Raw genomic sequence first — 18,440 nt, 5'->3', positions numbered from 1 at the left:
ATTTTGATGCGTTTGCCCTGCAAGTTGAGTAAATCGATTGTATATTGCTGGAGAATGTTATCAACGTTATTTAAAATTTTCCGAGAAGTAGTAAAATTTTGCTTTTCCTGCCAATAGTTACCTGGGTAGGGCAAGAGATTCCAGGGAGCGATCGCTGGACTTATATTACACCGTTTACGCCTAAAGAATCTCCTGTTAACAGTTTACAGGAGGCTTTTGCACTTTCCTTGCCTAATCTTTCGCTTACCCCGCTTAATCCCACATTGCAAAGTTCCGGTGTGCAGACAAGTGAAATTACCCCCCTTAATCCCCCCTTGTCAAGGGGGGAAACTGGAAAATCTAATTCCCTTGTAACTGGTGCGGGGGAAACCGAAAAATCTAATTCCTTCTCCCTCCCCTTTACAAGCGATGCCCTGAGCTTGTCGAAGGGGGGAGGGTTGGGGAGGGGTAATCTTGCCCAGGTTATCGGCGAAGAGTTAAAAGCATTAAATACACCAGTCATTTTGATTATCGACCAGTTTGAAGAATGCTTTACTATGTGCGGTGACAGCCAGCGCCAAGAATTCTTTGACTGTTTGCGGGAATTAATTGATTGTACAGATAATCTCTGTATTTTTATTGGGATGCGATCGGATTTTCGCGGGAGATGGCGAGAATATCCCAAATTTGCCAGCAGAATTAATAAACGTTATATCAACGTCGAACACTTAAGACGTGAGGAAATCGAAGAAGCGATTACTAAACCGGCTGATTGGGTTGGATTAGGCATTGAGGGAAGGTTAAAACAGCAATTAATTAATGATGTTGAGGATTACCCCGGAATTTTGCCGTTGCTGCAATATACCCTAACAGAATTGTGGCGTGAGTCGAAAAATCAAGGCGATGAGGTTCTCAGCCTGAAAACTTATCAGGATTTAGGCGGGGTTGAAGGAACGCTACAAAAACGCGCTGATGCAGTTTACGAAAGTCTTTCAGCAACAGAAAAAACTGTGGCGCGGCGGATTTTTCTGGAATTGACGCAAATGGGAGAAACCACAGATGTCAGGCGGCGGGTGCGTTTGGGCGAGTTGGTTAATTCCTTTCATTCTTTGGAACTTTTGCAACAGGTGAGTGAGAAGTTAGCGGATAAAGATGCACGATTAATTACCAAGACGGATGAGCCGGATTCCCAGGATGTAATTTTAGATGTTGTCCACGAAGCCTTAATCCGCCATTGGCAAATGTTGCGGGAGTGGAAAGAGGAATATAAGTTGGGTATAGGCATTGAACGACAGATTGAAGCGGAAGCCCAAGAATGGAAGAGGAATGAGAAAAAGCCAGGGTTTCTGAGAAAAGATGACAGGTTAGCAGTAGCAGAAGTATATTTATCTAGATTTGGCGATTGGCAGATGCTGAATGGGGTAGCCGAGGTGTACATTCAGCAGAGTCAAGAACTGCGAAATCGGCTTGAGCGAGAAGAGAAAGAACGCCAACAAGAAAAGTTAGCAGCAGCACGGCGGCAAAATCGAGTTGTTACCTTGTTTAGTATGGGGTTAGCTGGAGTAGCTATTTTTGCGGGTTATCAATGGTATAACGCCCAGAATAAAGCCAAAGAAGCAGCACAGCAAAGTGCTGTTGCTCTGGCTCAAAGTTCTGAAACTTCTTTACTTTCCGATAGGCAACTTGAGGCTTTAGTTACAGCTGTACAGTCAGGTAGACAAATTTTAGGTAGACCAATTAAGAATGCTAATTTAGAACAAACGGCTAACCAGCAAGCTGTAGTGGCACTCAAGCGAGCAATTTACAATACTCAAGAGCGGAACCGCTTGGAAGGACATAGCGAAGCGGTCATTAGCGTCGCATTTAGCCCCGATGGCAAGACCATCGCTTCTGCAAGTTTAGACAATACCGTCAAACTCTGGGCGTACCCAAATAATCTAAATGATTTAATCGTCTACAGTTGCACTAGGTTACGTGTTTATTTACAATCAAATCCCAATGTGAGCGATAAGCACCTCTGCGATGGCATTGGTACTAAGAGCAATTAGAATGTTCCCTTCGACTAGAATGTTCCCTTCGACTCCGCTCAGGGAACGTTCCCTGAGCGGAGTCGAAGGGAACGTTTTGCTCAGGGAAGGTTTTGCTTAAGGAAATCAATTACTGGTACTGCGATGCCTGCGGTGTTCTCGTTGCCATCGCGTTTTGGCTTTGGCTGGGGAGCGATCGCACAGGTTTTGATATTGCGCGGTGAAAAAATGGCGATCGCACTATCTGCGATGGCATTGGTACTAAGAGTAATTAGAACGTTCCCTTCGACTCCGCTCAGGGAACGTTTTGCTCAGGGAACGTTTTGCTCAGGGAACGTTTTGCTCAGGGAACGTTTTGCTCAGGGAACGTTTTGCTCAGGGAACGTTTTGCTTAAGGAAATCAATTACTAGTACTGCGATCGCCTCGAAAGTGCGATCGCTTCTAAAACTCAAACAATGCACTGATTAAAACACGCACAGAAATATTAACTGCTGTTCAAGTTTTACAAGAATTATGAAAATTCAGCAGGAGAGTGTTCCCTTCGACTTCGCTCAGGGAACACTTTTTTTAATGGAAAGCGATCGCGCAAATCAATATTATGGCTTATATGTACATTCTTGAATGTGCTGATGGTAGTTACTACACGGGTAGTACAACGGATCTTGAGCGGCGGCTGTGGCAACATCAACAAGGTGAGGGCGCAAACCACACGGCGAAACGATTGCCTGTGAAGCTAGTTTTCTGCGAGTATTATCAGTCTGTGGTGGATGCTTTTGAGCGTGAGAAGCAGGTGCAAGGTTGGAGTCGAAAAAAGAAGCAAGCTCTGATTTCAGGGGATACAAATTTATTGCATAAGTTAGCCGAATGTCAAAATGAAACTCATTACAGTAGATTGACTAGCTTCGACACTTCGGCATAATTCCACCCGGCTGCATCGAGCGACTTGTACCAAGCATTTCGACTTTGCTCGATGGAGCCGAAGCCGAGGTAAGCCGAGATGCTAACCAGCCGCTCATACCATTTCACTTTACTAGTGATACAAATACGTTAGTAAGGGCATAGCATTGCCATGCCCCTACGAGAAATCTATGTGTATCAAGGTTTTCGTGAATTGGTATCAGTGCATCGCTTCGCTCCCTCACACAAAAACGCTCCCTCACACAAAAACGCTCCCTCACACAAGAACGCTCCCTCACACAAGAACGCTCCCTGAGCGAAGTCGAAGGGAGCAACTTCCATCAAGACGTTTCCGTGTTTCGCGTACCCTGGAGCAACTTCCGCGAACCTTGCAGCAACTTCCGCCAAAACGTTTCCGTGTTTCGCGTACCCTGGAGCAACTTCCGCGAACCTTGCAGCAACTTCCATCAAGACGTTTCCGTGTTTCGCGTACCCTGGAGCAACTTCCGCGAACCTTGCAGCAACTTCCGTCAAGACGTTTGGGTATTTCGCGTACCCTGGAGCAACTTCTGCTTTGACTGAGGCTTTTTCTAAAAAATCAACAATTTTACGTATGACAACTTCTTCAACAATTGTCCACTATAGAGTTATCAGTAAATTGGAAAACAAGTATTAAATATGGCGAGACTAAAACGCAACTCACGTACTCTTGGCAAAGCTGAAGTCCGTTTAGCAAGCATTAAATCTATTAGTCCAACTCTTGATGTTGGAGAAGGATTAACAGTCAAAGATTATACTGAAAAAATTGCCAGCCTGAGAAAATCTTTAGAAGCATACAACACCACTCTCTCTACTATTGATGTCTTACGAACCCAAATCATTGAAAATGAACAAGCTTTAGCAGACTATTCTGAAAAAATCTTAAGTGGGATTGCTTATAAATTTGGTAATAATAGCCATGAGTATCAGATGGCTGGAGGGACTCGGAAAAGCGATCGCAAGCGGATTGTACGTCAAAGTGCGGTTTTACCGAAGTAATACCACTTGGAAAAAAAGAAAGCGACAAATAGACCATTTGTAGAGACGCGATTCATCGCGTCTTTACCCAAGGATGTGTTGCAGTCATGAATTGAATTGGTATAAGTAGGCATAGCGATCGCATTCTAGATGCAAAGCCGAATCAACAGCTTGAGTTTCCCAGAGATGCGATCGCGTATAGTGATTATCCAGGGTTATCAAAGTCAACAGCCTACCCCTACACCCCTACACCCGCCCCAACGGGGCTTGGTAACACACCCTACGACTTACAAAATTAAATCATTTGTTGTCATTATTGGCGGTGAAAATATTAACGGTGGAACCTAACAATTCAATTCCCCAAACTTAGGACTCCACCACCCTTTTGGCGTATTGAAATAAGCTACATCTTTATGTTTAGTATCCTTGCGTGATTGTGGATCACAACATCGCAACATTTTCTTACTCTGCCCCTCTTTGATGTAACTGTACTCCTCTAAAGGTTTCTTACATACTGGGCAGGGATATGCCGTCATCTTCACGGGAGGCTTTTGTTGATTTTCAGTTTGGACTGTTTTAGCTTGTGGTGGCTGCCAAGTTTTATTAAAATCACTCCAAAATAGCACGATATTTTCACAGCCTTTGATGCATTTGAGGAAATATTTCTTTTTAAGTTTACTACTCGGAATTTTGGCAAGAAAATTTTTGCATTCAGGGCATCGCGTCTTGGAAGTTTCATATTTGCGCTCAGTTATCACATTAGTTTTACCTGTTGGGGAACTCGCAACTACAGTTTTAGCTTTAGAGAGCGCTGGGACAAAATAATTCTGATTCCAACTAGTTAAATAATGCTGCCAAGAGTTTTTTCCTTCAGAAATTGCATCAAGGGCATCCTCCATTTTCGCTGTAAATTCCGCCTCTAATAAATCTGGCAGTGCTTTGAGCAAAAACGCATCAACTTCTAACCCTAACGCTGTCGGTTGCAGATGATCTTTTTTCAATTCGACATAATTTCGTTTTTTTAAGGTAGCAACAGTAGGAGCATAAGTACTTGGGCGACCAATTCCTTTACGTTCCATCAGTTGCACTAATTTTGGTTCGCTATAACGAGGTGGTGGCTGGGTTTGCTTCTTTTCATGTCCCGCATTCTCCAGTTTCAATGCTTGTCCCTGTTGTAATGAAGGTAAAACACTGTCCTTGCTGAGATTGTTCCAGTACCGAGCATAACCGTAAAATTCAATCACTTGCCCTCTGGCTGACCACAGTAGAGAACCAGACTGAGTAATCACTAAAGTTTTACGTAATTGAGCAGCCCGACACTGAGAAGCAATTGACCGTTTCCAAATCATCACATACAAATTAAACTCATCATCAGGAAGTTCTAAACGCAACTGAACTGAGGGACGAAATACATCCGTTGGACGAATCGCTTCATGTGCTTCTTGAGCGGATTTGCTACTACGATGCTTGGCAACTTGCGACGGTACATTCGGCGGATCATTTTGCTCTAACCATTTACGGGCGCTGGCACAAAATTCTGGACTCAGCATTACTGAATCTGTTCGCATATATGTTATCAGCCCAGCCTCATATAGCTTTTGAGCAACAACCATAGTTTTATCAGGAGCAAACCTCAGCTTTGAACCAGCTGCTTGCTGAAGGCTAGAAGTTGTAAATGGTGGCGGTGGCTGGCGGTTAACAATTTTTCCTTCAAAATGAATCACCTGATGAGGATGTCGCTGTGCTTCTTCAACTAAACGTGTAGCCTCTGCTTCGGAAAGAACGCGCTTAGACTCTGGTGTTTCTGGACTATTACCTACCTTTGCGTCATCATTAGTTTCAGTTTCTTGGTCTGCTGCATCTTTTGCAGAATCGACCGTCCCTTTGTAAAAAGCCCGAAATCCTTCCGCATAATCTACCCAGACACTCCAGTAATCTTGGGGGACAAACGCCAGAATTTCGTTTTCTCGCTGACAAATCAAGTGCAACGTGGCGCTTTGGACTCTGCCAACACTCTTAGCGCCGTTATTCAATGCCCAAACTAAAGGACTACCCTTGTAACCTACCAACTTATCTAGGCAATCTCTGCACAACCCAGCACCGATTAAGTTTTGGTCTAGCTTTCTGGGATTAGCGATCGCACTCTGTACCGCCGATGCTGTAATCTCAGTATAAATTACTCGTTTCGGTTCCTTTAAACCCAGCGTTTCTTTGAGATGCCAAGCGATTGTTTCACCTTCCCGGTCTGGGTCAGTTGCTAAGACAACTTCATCAACCTGCCTCACCGCAGACTTGAGTTTCTGAATTGTTTCTTTCGCTCGTTGGTCACGCGGAACGTAATTGCACCGAACATTACTGCCGTCCATGACGAAGCCCAAGGAATCGTCTCCTTCATTGCTGAGTTCTCGGATATGGCCACAACTGGCTAAAACTTTCCAATCCGAACCCAGAATTTGACTGAGTTTTTTGACTTTTCCGGGAGATTCTACCACAAGCAGGCGTTTGATCATAGCAACTGCGTTCTAGATTTTGAGCAATAAACTGGCAATTGCAATGAGCGTTCGCCTATTCTCGTGATCTGGATTTTCTAGAATACTGTACCAAAAAGCTTGGGAGATTGCTCAACTCAGTTTAGAGGAAATGATGCCTGATTGTGCGATCGCTGTTGCAACTGGCTCAACTACTATGATTTTAACCCAATACACTTCAGTTAAGGCTTGATCCTCCCATTCTGAATTCTGGCGACTGACGCCTCTATTCTGTTTCGATAAAGGTTAAAAAACATATCTTTCGTAAGGGCACAGCATTGCTCATACGTGTCAACTTAAGCTAAAAATCGCTTATCTGTTGGCTTCCACGCCCGCCTCGAATTAAAGTTCTTTGGCTTTTAGCTAAAGTCTACTGAAGTAGACTAAATATTCCTAACGGGACTTAAACATTTTTGAGTGAGAAACAAGCCTCAAACCCATACACAGTAATGGAAATACACCAAATGCTCAAAAATGGCTGAAACCCAAATATATCAAGGAACTAAGCAAAACGATGTCAAAATCTTTCTGTACATACATTTGAGGCAATTTTATAGGTGTTTTTTGTCTAAGTCCCACTAAAAATCTTTAGTCTACTTCAGTAGACTTTAGCTATTATTCTTGGAACTTCAGTTCCTTGCGGGACATGCCTTTTACGTTAAGTTGACACCAATGAGCATTGTGCCATGCCCCTACAGCATGGTCTGTTTACGTAGTTTACCGCCGTAGGCATCGCAAAATAATTAAGAAAAGCCTAAAACAACCTATTAATCGTTCATGCACATCACGATGCATTTGTACAGTGCGTAAGTTTTATAACTGAGTTGTATTGCGCTATAAAAAATTATTTTTCACATAAAATTCCCGACTTTTTCAAAAAGTCGGGAATATGAATATTTGGATTTTCACTAGTACAGCACAGCGTAAATCCTCTTGTTAAAGGTAGGCAAACTTCCGCCACAGTGTACTAGGGAATGTCAAATATTCCCTAATGAGGTACAGCCACTTGTGCATCGGCTACCTGGGTATTGTCAGCAACAATTTTGCGGAATGCATCACCTTCAATTGTTTCCTGTTCTATTAACAAATCTACTAAACGCTCCAAAACTATGCGGTTTTCTTGCAACAGTTCTATTGCTCTAATGTAGGAATTGTTGACAATTTCACGCACCTGTGAATCAATTTTGGCGGCAATTTCCTCAGAATAATCTGATTTATTCATCCAGTCACGCCCCAAAAATACCTCTCCACTCTGATTTTCTAGTGACAATGGGCCTAATTCTGACATCCCGAAGCGTGTCACCATCTGCCGCGCCATTCCTGTAACTTGTTGCAGGTCATTGCCTGCACCTGTGGTCACTTCTGGCTTACCAAAAACAATTTCCTCGGCGGCGCGACCACCCAAAGTAGCAGTAATTCTGGCTTTGAGTTGGGAACGGGAAATTAACCCCTGTTCTTCGTTGGGAGTAAACCAAGTTAATCCCAGTGCTTGCCCTCGTGGGATGAGTGTAACTTTTTGTACAGGGTCATGCCCTTCTAGGAATGTACCAACTAAAGCATGTCCAACTTCATGATAGGCAATCAAGCGCTTGCTCTTGCTGTCTACTAAGGCGGTACCTTCCATACCTGCAACAACTCGATCTACAGCTGCATCAATTTCTAAAAGGGTGACAGCTTCTTTGCGTCTCCTAGCAGTGAGAATGGCAGCTTCGTTGAGTAAGTTGGCTAAGTCTGCGCCAGTAAAACCAGGAGTGCGACGAGCGATCGCTTCTAATGATACGCTAGGATCAATTTTCTTATTCCGCGCGTGGACTTTCAAAATATCCAGTCGTCCTTTGAGATCGGGTGGATCGACCATCACTTGTCTGTCAAAGCGTCCCGGTCTGAGTAACGCTGTATCTAAAACATCTGGGCGGTTAGTGGCAGCAATAATAATGATGCCTGTGTTACCTTCAAAACCATCCATTTCGGTGAGCAGTTGGTTGAGGGTTTGTTCGCGCTCGTCGTTACCGCCACCGATACCAGCACCCCGTTGTCTACCTACTGCGTCAATTTCATCGATAAATATTAGACAAGGGGCATTCTCTTTGGCTTTCTTGAAGAGGTCGCGCACGCGAGATGCACCCACACCAACAAACATTTCTACGAATTCTGAACCGGAAATACTGAAAAATGGTACACCAGCTTCACCTGCGATCGCTTTTGCTAGTAAAGTTTTACCAGTACCCGGAGGGCCAATTAACAGCACTCCTTTGGGAATACGTGCGCCTACAGCAGTAAATCTTTCTGGCTGTTTCAGGAAAGTAACAACTTCTTCGAGTTCTTCTTTAGCTTCTTGAACCCCGGCTACATCTTCAAATTTTACTCCAGTTTTTGCCTCCATTTGGAAGCGAGCTTTGGATTTACCAAAATTCATCGCTTGGCTAGAAGCATTGGTAGAGCGACGCAGGAATAATAGCATTAAAGCTACCAGTGGCAAAATCCACATGAGATTGATTAACAGTCCAACAGCAGCTCGACTATTAGCTGAGGAAACTTCGCCAAAATCAACATTCTTATCTTTGAGGATGTTAATTAACTCTGTGTTTTGTGCCAGAAGTCTCACCTGTTGCGGTGGTGTATCAGCCTTTTGCCCTTTGAGATAAACCTTTGCTAGCTGTTCAGTTTCGTCAAGCTCTACTTTTTGGATTTCTCCCGCCTTCGCTTTCTTGATCAAGTCGCCATAATTTAAAGAGGTGCTTTCTGCCTTTTGTGCCAAGACGGGAGTACTCCCGAAAATTCCTGGTAACATAATCAAACTAGCTGCAATCGCACCAACCCAAGCACCACGCTTTGACGACTGTCTTTTTATCAATGCTTTTTTTCCCAAATTTGTCATAATAATTACCCTTTGTCTGCTGGCACAAGTTGAGCTATGGTTTTATGCCTATTCTTCTACCAAAAATTGTAATAACTGGAAATTACACTTTTCTTATCTAGTCTAACTTCCAGACTAGGTATTGGGGATTTGGGATTGGGGATTGGGTATTAGGGATTGGGGACTGGGTATTAGAGATTAGGAATAATTCTTTCCCAGTCCCCAGTAGATATTAATTTGACACATTCCGACACAAATCGCTAAGATAAGCATAGTCATAACGATTTCGCTTTTCAAGAAACCTGGTGATAGTAGTTAGTTAATAGTTTGTGGGTTAATTATGGTAAGAATTATTGGCATAGGTGGTAGTTTAAGACCAAACTCCTATACCCAGCTTGCTTTGCAAATAGCAGTGCAAAGAGTTGAAGCGGTGGGTGGAGAGGTAGAAATTATTGATTTACGGCAGTTGCAGCTACCGTTTTGCACTGGCGCCAAGGAGTATCCAGAGTACCCAGATGTTCTGCGGTTGCAAGATACAGTCAGCCGCGCCGATGGGTTAATTTTAGCGACACCTGAGTATCATGGTAGCGTTAGTGGTGTGCTAAAAAATGCCCTAGATTTGATGAGCTTTGAGCAACTGTCTGATAAAGTTACAGGACTAATCAGCGTATTAGGGGGTCAGTCTAATAGTAATGCTTTAAATGACCTACGGCTAATTGTGCGATGGGTGCATGGTTGGGTGATTCCCGAACAAATTGCGATCGGACAAGCTTATGGTGCTTTTAGTCCTGAAGGCAAGTTGCTAGATGAAAAACTATCTCAAAGATTTGATCAATTTGCTCAGAGTTTAGTTGATAACACTCGCAAGCTGCGGGGTGTTGATTAGTTCTAGAGTAGGCAAGTTCGTAGTAAGGACTTTAGTCCTTAAACTCATTTTCTAATCACTAAAGTGCTTACTACAAACTTTTCATTACAAGCTTGAAATACGATAAATCCTAAATCATTTGTGAGAGAGTAAAGGGCTGAAAAGTTTATAAATACGTCATTCATTTTTCCAGAATGATTCGCTCGTAGTAAGTGGCTCCAGCCCTGCTTTTATGCAACTTAAATGCCGATTATAGCGGTTCCCATTCAGATGCGGTACAACAGTATATCGCAAGGTGTAAGGGCACGGCAGTGGCGTGCCCCTACGGGTGTACCTCACTAGGTCGGAAACAGCTATAGCTTAGAGGATGTTTTAAAAGTGTTTGACTGTGATTTTAATTGCATTGTCACCCCCTCAGCCCCCCGATGTATTGGGGGAAACAAGAAAAATCCGGTTCCCTCCCCAATACATCGGGGAGGGTTAGGGAGGGGTAAAAAAATATTTGATACATCAATCACGACTTTTAAAACATCCTCTAAGAGGTTGTTTTAAAAGTAATTTGTTGTGATTTTGGACACTTGTTGATCCCCCCTAACCCCCCTTAAAAAGGGGGGAACCGGAGTCAAATTCCCCCAATTTATCGGGGGATTTAGAGGGATCTAAAAGGTTTTGATAACAAGAAGAGGACTTTTCAAACATCGTCTAATAATTGATGAATGAAGTTCTATCACTTGCAGTCAAAGATCCTTGTTGAAGTATGCACCTATTTTAATTAGATATAAATTTTCAAGCTATGCAGAAAAGTGCAAATCTAGAGGTGTGAGTCAATACTGCGTAACTTTTGCCTCTTTTGGGCATTACAGCACTTCCGGCAGCTATGAGGTACATCCGAAAAGCTGAAAGCGATGATAGGAGAGGGGCAAGGAGAAAACTATATTGCATAATAGCCGGAAGCCCTGTGTAAACAAAAATTGTTCTAAAGAGCCAAATATGAAGGCTGGCAATTACTACTTTTGAGGAGTGTAGTAGCTTGTAGGTAACTTGACACTGACAGTGTAAATGCTGTAATCTAGCTTACCTACAATGCTAATCAAGATAAACAGTGAAATCACTAGAGATAGGAGTGAAAATGAATTGTTTTGACGTAGCAGTGCTATGTCTAGACTTGGGTTCTGGATAACGCATATTTAATTTCACTCCTATGTCTACTAAATTTATCAGGAAGTTAAAGAATGTGGAAACTATTAACGGCACCACTGGAAACGACTATCTAACTGGGACTGAAAAAAACGATGTAATCTACGGTTACGAAGGCGATGATACTCTAATAGGTGGTTCGGGTAAAGACCGCTTAGTTGGAGGAGGTGGTAATGACATTCTCACTGGTGGTCAGGGTAAAGATACCTTTGAGTTGTATTACTCAGGTGGCGGTATTGATACAATTACAGACTTCTCAGTTAAAGAGGATTTTATTGAAGTTACTACTGCTCCTAATACAGCCGAGCAAGGCAGAGTGAACTTTAAAGGTGCTATTGACTCTACTCTGTTTAAAACTAATCTACTAACGCTTAGATCGAGTAATGTTGTTCAACTTCAGGATGGCATTTTTACATACGACAAAAGCACTGGTGCTCTATTTTATGATGATCAGCAGCTAGCCTGGCTACCTCTTAACCTCGACTGGCCAACAAAAACTACAAAACAACATATTTTCTTTTTCTCCTCAGCTAGTCCTAATTTGTCCTCTTTATAGCGGTTATCGATTGGATGAGAACACCAAAGTCCTTGCTGTCAAATCATTCCAGCATTTTTTTTGTATCTCACTGAACTGCACACCGCTATAGGACTTACGCACTGTACAAATGAATTATCTTATGTATTAACGTAAATAGGTTGTTTCAGGCATTTACAAACTATCCTTTGTTAGCCGCGATCGCAAAAAGATAGTTGAAAAATCTGGTTAAAAGCCTTGAAAAGCATACCTGTCATTTCGGCTTTCCTGTCAATGCGTAAGTCCTACTCTTAAGTCGTCAAACCACAAAATAGCAAGGGTTTCACATTATATTTTATTCTCAAAAAATTAGTTTTAATCATATTCAAAGTTTAGGAGACAAAATCTGTGATGTTAAAAAGCTGGTTCGCTCGGCATTGCCAGTCATGTCTGTCGAGCTTGCTGATTATAGTAGGTGCGATCGCCTCCTTTTCCTGCGATCGCACATCCGCTCAGGTTATAGCCGATCCCTCTTTGGGAACTACAGTGGAGTCAACCGATGGCATAACCCATGATATTAAAGGCGGTACAGAAGTTGGTGGGACAAACTTATTCCACAGTTTCAATCGTTTTGATGTTCCTGATGAAGGAAGTGTCAATTTTCTTAATGACCCAACGATAGTCAATATTTTTTCACGAGTTACAGGGGGAAAGGAATCAGTTATTCAAGGATTGATTAGCGCCCAAGGTAATGCAAACTTATTTTTAATAAATCCTAACGGCATAATATTTCGAGAAAATGCCGAATTAGATATTGGCGGTTCATTTATCGGCACAACGGTTAGTACAATCCAGTTTCCCGGTGGTGGAGAATTTTCCATGACTTCACCCGTCAATCCACTTAACCCCTTGCTAAAGGTGAATCCTTCGGCTTTGCTATTCAATCAAATTGCAGCTAGTCCCATTTCTATTCAACAAGCATCTCTATTGGTCAATCGTGGTCAGAGTTTACTGCTAGTAGGCGGCGATGTGAACTTGGAAGGAGGGCGACTGGGGGCTAGAGGTGGTCGAGTCGAATTAGGAGGATTGAATGGAGAGGGAACGGTAAGCTTAAACATTGATAACAACAATTTCAGCCTAAGTTACCCGGTGGGAGTGCAACTAGCAAATATATCTCTTAGCAATGCAGCCAGAGTAAGTGCTAGTGGTGGAAACGACGGTTATATCCAGGTGCAAGCTAGGCGTGTTAGGCTCACCGATGATTCAAGTATTGCGGTTAATACGCTAGTCTCAAAATCGGGAGGAACATTAGTAGTGAATGCATCGGAGTTGGTAGAACTCTTGGGAGGAAGCCGTCTGTTGACTGATACAGCAAGCTCTGGAACTGCCGGAGAATTAAGGATTGAAACTGGGCGGTTGATTGTTCAAGATGGGGCGCAGATTTCAGCTTCCACTCGTAGTCAAGGACAGGGGGGAAAGTTGTCTGTCAACGCCAGGGACTCTATTCAACTCATTGGAACCTCGCCAGGAGATGATCCCAGTGGCTTATTTGTTAAGACTACAGATAGTGGAGATGCCGGAAACTTAGAAATTAAAACTGGGCAGTTGATTGTTCAGGATGGGGCAACGATTTCAGCTTCCACTTCTAGAGAGTCTACAGGAGGGGGGGGAAGCATCATAGTTAAGGCTGAAGAATTAAATGTCTTCAATGATAGTGATATAACTGTGAGCAGTCAAGGCACAAATAAGGCAGGTGATTTAGAAATCACTGCTCGTTCTATCAAATTGGATAACCAAGGTAAGCTGATTGCTCAAGCTAACTCCGGTGCTGGTGGCAATATAAAGCTGAACTTGCAAGACTTGTTGCTACTGCGCCGCAACAGTAAGATTTCTGCCTCAGCAGGTACTAACGGGGCTGGTGGAAGCGGCGGCAACATCACCTTTGATGGCAAGTTCATTGTGGCGATTCCTGACGAGAATAGCGACATTAGCGCCAATGCCTTGACTGGAACTGGTGGAAACATCCAAATCAACTCGCAAGGTATCTTCGGTATCCAGTCACGGACAAAACTAACCGAGAAAAGTGATATTACTGCCAGTTCCGAATCAGGTATTTCGGGTGTAATAAATATCAATACACCCGATAACAGTTCTATTCAAAACAGCTTCACCCAATTATCACCAAACGTCATTGACACCAAAGCACTTTTTGCCAATAGTTGCATTTCACGCGGCACGAAGCGACAAGAAAACTCTTTTACCATTACAGGTTCTGGCGCTTTACGCAATAGTCCGGGGGATGTCTTAATTTCCACCTATACAACTGGTGATGTACGTAATGTTGAATCAACATCGCGTCCTTGGAAAAAAGGCGACCCAATAATTGAACCACAAGGGTTGTATCGATTACCTGATGGGCAATTAATCTTGAGTCGGGCTTGTGTTTAATGGAAATATTTCACTTATAGCAAAAATAGCAGATAGCACATATACTTTTCTGCACAATAGAACAGACTGTCACTCACAACTAAGCTAACTGCGGGGTTGCCAATAATGGCATAACTACGAGCATCATTGTTTGCCGTCCACATACCAGATAAGTTCATCGGATCGGCGATCGCTTAACACGTAGTCAAGTCGATATCATTGGGTACGAAATATCCTGAGTAATAATACTGGGGTTGCTCGGAATTTTACTTAAGAATGATTAAAAAAAATAATTTTATCTGCATACCGAGGGTTACAGGCAAATTTAAGCGTAAGTAAGCCATAAAAAATCCCACACCTTGAAGCGTGGGAATGTCAATATAATTCGTAGTTGTAATCAGTGCTTGCTCTGCCCCTCTTAATTACGAATTACGAATTAGTAATTAATGATGGTGGTGATGGTGGTGATGATGATCCCCAGCGAGTTGGGGATTAACTGCCAAAGCTTGTGACAACAACTCTGCAATATGAGCATCAGCCCATTGGGCTACCATTGCCAAAAATTCTGGATGATCATTAACGCAAGCCATTTGCACGTAGTTCGTACCAGGATGCTGTTTTTCCAAAGCATGGATGATATGGTGTACATCCAATAAAGTTTCGTGGTTTTCTGTGGCAAAGCCAATTGGCATAAAAATTACCACTTTTGCACCCAGTTGAATCAGGTTATTTGCCGCTTGCTCTGCATTTGGCTGTGTCCAATCAATTAGCGGTGTGTCATGGTTGAGCCAACCCACCGAGATTAAAGGATAACGATTAATCAACTTATCCCGAACTAAATCGTACATTGCTTCACTTTCGGCAATCCCAGAAGTAAAGCCTTTAGCTTTGTGGGGACAGCCGTGATTCATTAACACAATACCGATTTGAGAAGGTAGGTAAGCTGCACCTAACTCAGCAATTTTCTCTTCAACCAGATGAGCCATCAAATCGATGTAAGCTGGTTCGTTGAAGAAAGAAGGAATATAACGCTGTGCTTTAACCCAGTGTTCTTCACCATCAGCCAACTCAACAAGAGCATTGTTAACTTGCTCGATCGCAATCCCACTGGTAAAAATAGAATCAACAACCAGCAGTGGGTAGATTAGTAGCTTCTCGAAGCCTTGGTTTTTGATTTCTGCTAAAACTTGATTAGGTAAAAAAGGGGCGCAGAAGTTGAAAGCCTTGAAAACTTGAACCTTATCACCCCATTTTTCTTGTAAATTCTTTTCGATACCAGCCCGTTGCTGTTCAAAAATGGCATTGTGTGGGGAAATAAAATCGTGGTGTGTGTGTCCCCACTCATGGCGGTCAAATAGCGCCAAAAGCTTTGCCAGAGGGGGATAAATCCAGGTTGGCACTGGTGCGAACTTTGCTGTCAGTAGATTTAAAGCCTGTTCGTTATAGTTGGCGAAATCTTCGTAGCTTTCGACTTCGCCGTAGCCCATAAGCAGTACGGCTACACGTTCTTTACCTGATAGATGCTCGTGGGTGTGTTGTACTTTTTCCGGCGTGGCAACCACAATGAGTTCCTCAATATAACCAGAGTGCAGAGAGATATGAAGTTGGGGAATACCTTAAATATTTCCCCTACTTGTAAAATATTATCCCATCCAGGGGGATAGGATAGGTGGGAAAATCCCAATAATACATCAAAAGACATATAAAATTTACGCGGGGCATTGGGTATGCAAAATTGAACCAATGCCCCATCTTGTATGTCGCTAAAATAGCGAAAGCGGTCAGCCCCAGCCCCTTCGAGGAAGTCAAAAGTCACGCATACCTGATGACTGAAAACCCCTCAACAGTCAACAGTCAACAGTTAACGACATCAAAAGTGTTTATATAGTTTAGACGCGCATCAGCTTATTTAGTATTTTTTGTCAATGCGTAAGTTCTAAATATACTGAATTCGGGTGGTCGTTCATTGAATTCAAGCAAATCAAAGGTAGTGTTAAAGATGAGTATAATTATTTGCCCTGGAATTCATGATCCAGAGTTAACTGAAAGCTTTAGAGTAGGATTGTTAGATGTTGTAGTTCGTGATAGCGCGATCGCTCCTAATGCCGCAAATATACTGGTTTATCCGGGTAAAGATTTTTTAGTTTTATCAGCTTTACATATTTTGCAGTTTTTGCGCCATCGCTTCACCGGCTCTTTAAAATCACCAATTATACTTATTAGCTTTAGTGCTGGCGTAGTCGGAGCAATAGGGGCAGCACATTTGTGGCAACTCTTCGGTGGTCGTGTCAGAGCATTTATTGCTATAGATGGATGGGGAGTACCACTACAGGGTAATTTCCCGATTCACCGGATGAGTCATGATTATTTCACCCATTGGAGTTCTTGTTTGCTAGGTTGTGGGCAAAATAACTTTTATGCAGAGCCAGCAGTCGATCATTTGTCTATCTGGCGATCGCCCCAAATTGTCCAAGGCTGCTGGGTAGATTCATCCATTGAAATTTCTCCACCCAAAGATCGTCTGACAGCAACTGATTTTTTGCTTATGCTGTTAAAGCACTATGAAGCAAATTAATCCGGACAACAGAATTAGGAGTTAGGAGTTAGGAGTTAGGAGTTAGGAGTTTGGAGTTAGCGTTTATTCTACCCTCTGCCCCATGCCCACTTGCCCTGAGCGAAGCCGTTCGCGTAGCGTCTCGCAGAGAAGGGATGCCCACTTGCCCTGAGCGAAGCCGTTCGCGTAGCGTCTCGCAGAGAAGGGATGCCCCATCTACCCAAAGAAAGTATCTAATGTTTCCAACTGAACCAGCTGCTGTTAATAACGGGTTTGGCGCACTGCTAAAAAACCGTGGTTTTATGCTCCTGTGGATTGGGCAACTGATGTCACAGTTAGCAGATAAGGTCTTCTTCGTTTTGCTGATTGCTCTGCTGGAGAACTACTCACCGCTTCCTGGGTTGGCACAAAACTCGATGTACTCAACCTTGATGCTGTCGTTTACAATACCAGCAATTTTGTTCGGCTCTGCCGGTGGTATCTTTGTTGACCGCTTGCCAAAAAAGCTGATTATGGTTGGCTCAGACATTGTGCGTGGACTGTTAACACTGTGTCTTCCCCTTTTGCCACGAGAGTTCCTGATTCTGTTAATCTTGACTTTTGCCATTTCCTCAGTGACGCAGTTTTTTGCACCAGCTGAACAAGCAGCCATTCCCTTGTTGGTGAAGCGAGAAAATTTGTTGGCAGCCAATGCGCTGTTTAGCAGCACGATGATGGGAGCTTTAATTGTTGGCTTTGCAATAGGAGAGCCAATTTTGAGTTTGGCGAAAAGCTTGATGGGAGAACAATACGGTCAAGAGATTGTAGTTGGTGGATTATACATATTATCGGCTGCGATCATGCAGCCAATTAAGTTTAAAGAACCCAAACTCTCAAAAGAGCATCAGGCATCAAATCACGTTTGGACTGAATTCACCGAAAGCCTGCGCTATCTCAAGAAAAACCCTTTGATCTTGAACGCAATGCTGCAACTAACAACTTTATATTGTGTGTTTGCAGCCTTAACGGTGCTGACAATTCAATTAGCTGAAGAGTTTGGTTTAAAAGAAAAACAGTTTGGCTTTTTCTTGGCAGCAGCAGGCGTGGGTATGGTATTTGGTGCGGCGATTTTAGGTCACTGGGGTGATAAATTGCATCACAAGCCCCTACCTTTAATTGGATTTTTGATAATTGCACTAGTTTTAGGGGTGTTCACTTTTACGCACAACTTATTACTGGCGCTAGGACTCTGTGCATTTTTGGGTGTAGGTGCTTCCCTAATTGGCGTACCCATGCAAACTTTAATTCAACAGCAAACGCCATCTACCATGCTCGGTAAAGTATTTGGCTTTCAAAATCATGCCGTTAACATCGCTCTGGCGCTACCTCTGGCCATTACTGGGCCATTAACTGATGCTCTGGGGTTGCGAACTGTGCTGGTAGCAATGAGTATTGTTGTCGTAGTTGTCGGTGTTTGGGCTTGGCAAAATACCCGCAAAGTCTTGCAAGACGTTATTTAATTAATGTAGGCTAATAATCTAGCTTTATATTGAATATAAAAATTAATCAGGTTTTGATTGAAGTTTTCAATTAAAATG

Annotated in this window: 15 protein-coding genes; 10 read left to right on the top strand and 5 right to left on the bottom strand. The window is 42.9% G+C overall.

What is annotated here, in order from left to right; genetic code table 11:
- Positions 1 to 98: 98 nt before the first annotated feature.
- From D1367_RS02925 to D1367_RS02915, 3 genes are all read left to right on the top strand, one after another.
- Positions 99 to 2,027 carry a WD40 repeat domain-containing protein gene (locus tag D1367_RS02925; RefSeq protein WP_147337324.1) on the top strand — a complete coding sequence of 643 codons (1,929 nt, stop codon included), beginning with the start codon at positions 99 to 101 and terminating at the stop codon, positions 2,025 to 2,027.
- Between the two features lie 123 nt (positions 2,028 to 2,150).
- The gene (locus D1367_RS02920; RefSeq protein ID WP_118162624.1) at positions 2,151 to 2,417 is read left to right on the top strand and encodes a hypothetical protein; all 267 of its coding nucleotides are present in this window, start codon (positions 2,151 to 2,153) and stop codon (positions 2,415 to 2,417) included.
- Between the two features lie 188 nt (positions 2,418 to 2,605).
- Positions 2,606 to 2,926, top strand: a complete 321-nt coding sequence (locus D1367_RS02915; RefSeq protein WP_118162621.1) for a GIY-YIG nuclease family protein — start codon at positions 2,606 to 2,608, stop codon at positions 2,924 to 2,926.
- A gap of 176 nt (positions 2,927 to 3,102) precedes the next feature.
- On the opposite strand, the gene D1367_RS31530 is transcribed toward D1367_RS02915, so the two are convergent.
- Positions 3,103 to 3,372, bottom strand: a complete 270-nt coding sequence (locus D1367_RS31530) for a hypothetical protein (RefSeq protein WP_220450998.1) — start codon at positions 3,370 to 3,372, stop codon at positions 3,103 to 3,105.
- A 210-nt stretch (positions 3,373 to 3,582) separates the two neighbouring features.
- On the opposite strand from D1367_RS31530, the gene D1367_RS02905 reads away from it, so the two are divergent.
- Both D1367_RS02905 and D1367_RS30015 read left to right on the top strand, forming a co-directional pair.
- A complete protein-coding gene (locus tag D1367_RS02905; RefSeq protein ID WP_118162619.1) occupies positions 3,583 to 3,942 on the top strand; it encodes a hypothetical protein in 360 nt (119 codons plus the stop codon).
- A 129-nt stretch (positions 3,943 to 4,071) separates the two neighbouring features.
- The gene (locus D1367_RS30015) at positions 4,072 to 4,269 is read left to right on the top strand and encodes a hypothetical protein (RefSeq protein WP_147337323.1); all 198 of its coding nucleotides are present in this window, start codon (positions 4,072 to 4,074) and stop codon (positions 4,267 to 4,269) included.
- Here the strand turns inward: D1367_RS30015 and topA are convergent.
- Both topA and ftsH read right to left on the bottom strand, forming a co-directional pair.
- Complete coding sequence (gene topA / locus D1367_RS02900) at positions 4,266 to 6,431, bottom strand: type I DNA topoisomerase (protein WP_118162616.1); 2,166 nt, start codon at positions 6,429 to 6,431, stop codon at positions 4,266 to 4,268. The two genes, D1367_RS30015 and topA, sit on opposite strands and share 4 nt — an antisense overlap.
- A 1,006-nt stretch (positions 6,432 to 7,437) precedes the next feature.
- A complete protein-coding gene (ftsH, locus tag D1367_RS02895; protein WP_118162613.1) occupies positions 7,438 to 9,327 on the bottom strand; it encodes an ATP-dependent zinc metalloprotease FtsH in 1,890 nt (629 codons plus the stop codon).
- Positions 9,328 to 9,646: 319 nt separating this feature from the next.
- On the opposite strand from ftsH, the gene D1367_RS02890 reads away from it, so the two are divergent.
- The 3 genes from D1367_RS02890 (at position 9,647) to D1367_RS02880 (ending at position 14,330) form a co-directional block, all read left to right on the top strand.
- Entirely contained in the window at positions 9,647 to 10,192 is a 546-nt protein-coding gene (locus D1367_RS02890; protein ID WP_118162610.1) for an NADPH-dependent FMN reductase, read from the top strand.
- Between the two features lie 1,180 nt (positions 10,193 to 11,372).
- Positions 11,373 to 11,924, top strand: a complete 552-nt coding sequence (locus D1367_RS02885) for a calcium-binding protein (protein WP_118162607.1) — start codon at positions 11,373 to 11,375, stop codon at positions 11,922 to 11,924.
- A gap of 369 nt (positions 11,925 to 12,293) precedes the next feature.
- Positions 12,294 to 14,330 (top strand): two-partner secretion domain-containing protein, encoded by a 2,037-nt coding sequence (locus tag D1367_RS02880; protein ID WP_118162604.1) that lies wholly within the window; start codon positions 12,294 to 12,296, stop codon positions 14,328 to 14,330.
- A 14-nt stretch (positions 14,331 to 14,344) separates the two neighbouring features.
- On the opposite strand, the gene D1367_RS30395 is transcribed toward D1367_RS02880, so the two are convergent.
- Together D1367_RS30395 and D1367_RS02875 are read right to left on the bottom strand one after the other, a co-directional pair.
- Positions 14,345 to 14,488 (bottom strand): hypothetical protein, encoded by a 144-nt coding sequence (locus D1367_RS30395; protein ID WP_181985230.1) that lies wholly within the window; start codon positions 14,486 to 14,488, stop codon positions 14,345 to 14,347.
- 264 nt (positions 14,489 to 14,752) lie between these two features.
- Positions 14,753 to 15,871, bottom strand: coding sequence for a ferrochelatase (locus D1367_RS02875; RefSeq protein ID WP_118162602.1), 1,119 nt, complete (start codon positions 15,869 to 15,871; stop codon positions 14,753 to 14,755).
- Positions 15,872 to 16,308: 437 nt separating this feature from the next.
- Between D1367_RS02875 and D1367_RS02870 the strand changes: the two genes are divergently transcribed.
- Both D1367_RS02870 and D1367_RS02865 read left to right on the top strand, forming a co-directional pair.
- Positions 16,309 to 16,884: a hypothetical protein gene (locus D1367_RS02870; RefSeq protein WP_118162599.1), complete on the top strand. Its 576-nt coding sequence runs from the start codon at positions 16,309 to 16,311 to the stop codon at positions 16,882 to 16,884.
- Between the two features lie 215 nt (positions 16,885 to 17,099).
- On the top strand, positions 17,100 to 18,362 hold the full coding sequence (locus tag D1367_RS02865; RefSeq protein WP_118162596.1) for an MFS transporter: 1,263 nt from the start codon (positions 17,100 to 17,102) through the stop codon (positions 18,360 to 18,362).
- Positions 18,363 to 18,440 lie beyond the last annotated feature (78 nt).

It is taken from the genome of Nostoc sphaeroides, assembly GCF_003443655.1.
Classification (GTDB): domain Bacteria; phylum Cyanobacteriota; class Cyanobacteriia; order Cyanobacteriales; family Nostocaceae; genus Nostoc; species Nostoc sphaeroides.
Note: the sequence above shows the minus strand (reverse complement) of the source record. Positions and strands in the feature narration are given on the sequence as shown.

Coding starts and splice junctions, on each gene's coding strand:
- D1367_RS02905 (WP_118162619.1), top strand. CDS start 3,583: ATGGCGAGACTAAAACGCAACTCACGTACTCTTGGCAAAGCTGAAGTC.
- D1367_RS31530 (WP_220450998.1), bottom strand. CDS start 3,372: ATGGAAGTTGCTGCAAGGTTCGCGGAAGTTGCTCCAGGGTACGCGAAA.
- D1367_RS02915 (WP_118162621.1), top strand. CDS start 2,606: ATGGCTTATATGTACATTCTTGAATGTGCTGATGGTAGTTACTACACG.
- topA (WP_118162616.1), bottom strand. CDS start 6,431: ATGATCAAACGCCTGCTTGTGGTAGAATCTCCCGGAAAAGTCAAAAAA.
- D1367_RS02885 (WP_118162607.1), top strand. CDS start 11,373: ATGTCTACTAAATTTATCAGGAAGTTAAAGAATGTGGAAACTATTAAC.
- ftsH (WP_118162613.1), bottom strand. CDS start 9,327: ATGACAAATTTGGGAAAAAAAGCATTGATAAAAAGACAGTCGTCAAAG.
- D1367_RS02870 (WP_118162599.1), top strand. CDS start 16,309: ATGAGTATAATTATTTGCCCTGGAATTCATGATCCAGAGTTAACTGAA.
- D1367_RS30015 (WP_147337323.1), top strand. CDS start 4,072: ATGCAAAGCCGAATCAACAGCTTGAGTTTCCCAGAGATGCGATCGCGT.
- D1367_RS02865 (WP_118162596.1), top strand. CDS start 17,100: ATGTTTCCAACTGAACCAGCTGCTGTTAATAACGGGTTTGGCGCACTG.
- D1367_RS02890 (WP_118162610.1), top strand. CDS start 9,647: ATGGTAAGAATTATTGGCATAGGTGGTAGTTTAAGACCAAACTCCTAT.
- D1367_RS02920 (WP_118162624.1), top strand. CDS start 2,151: ATGCCTGCGGTGTTCTCGTTGCCATCGCGTTTTGGCTTTGGCTGGGGA.
- D1367_RS30395 (WP_181985230.1), bottom strand. CDS start 14,488: ATGAACTTATCTGGTATGTGGACGGCAAACAATGATGCTCGTAGTTAT.
- D1367_RS02880 (WP_118162604.1), top strand. CDS start 12,294: ATGTTAAAAAGCTGGTTCGCTCGGCATTGCCAGTCATGTCTGTCGAGC.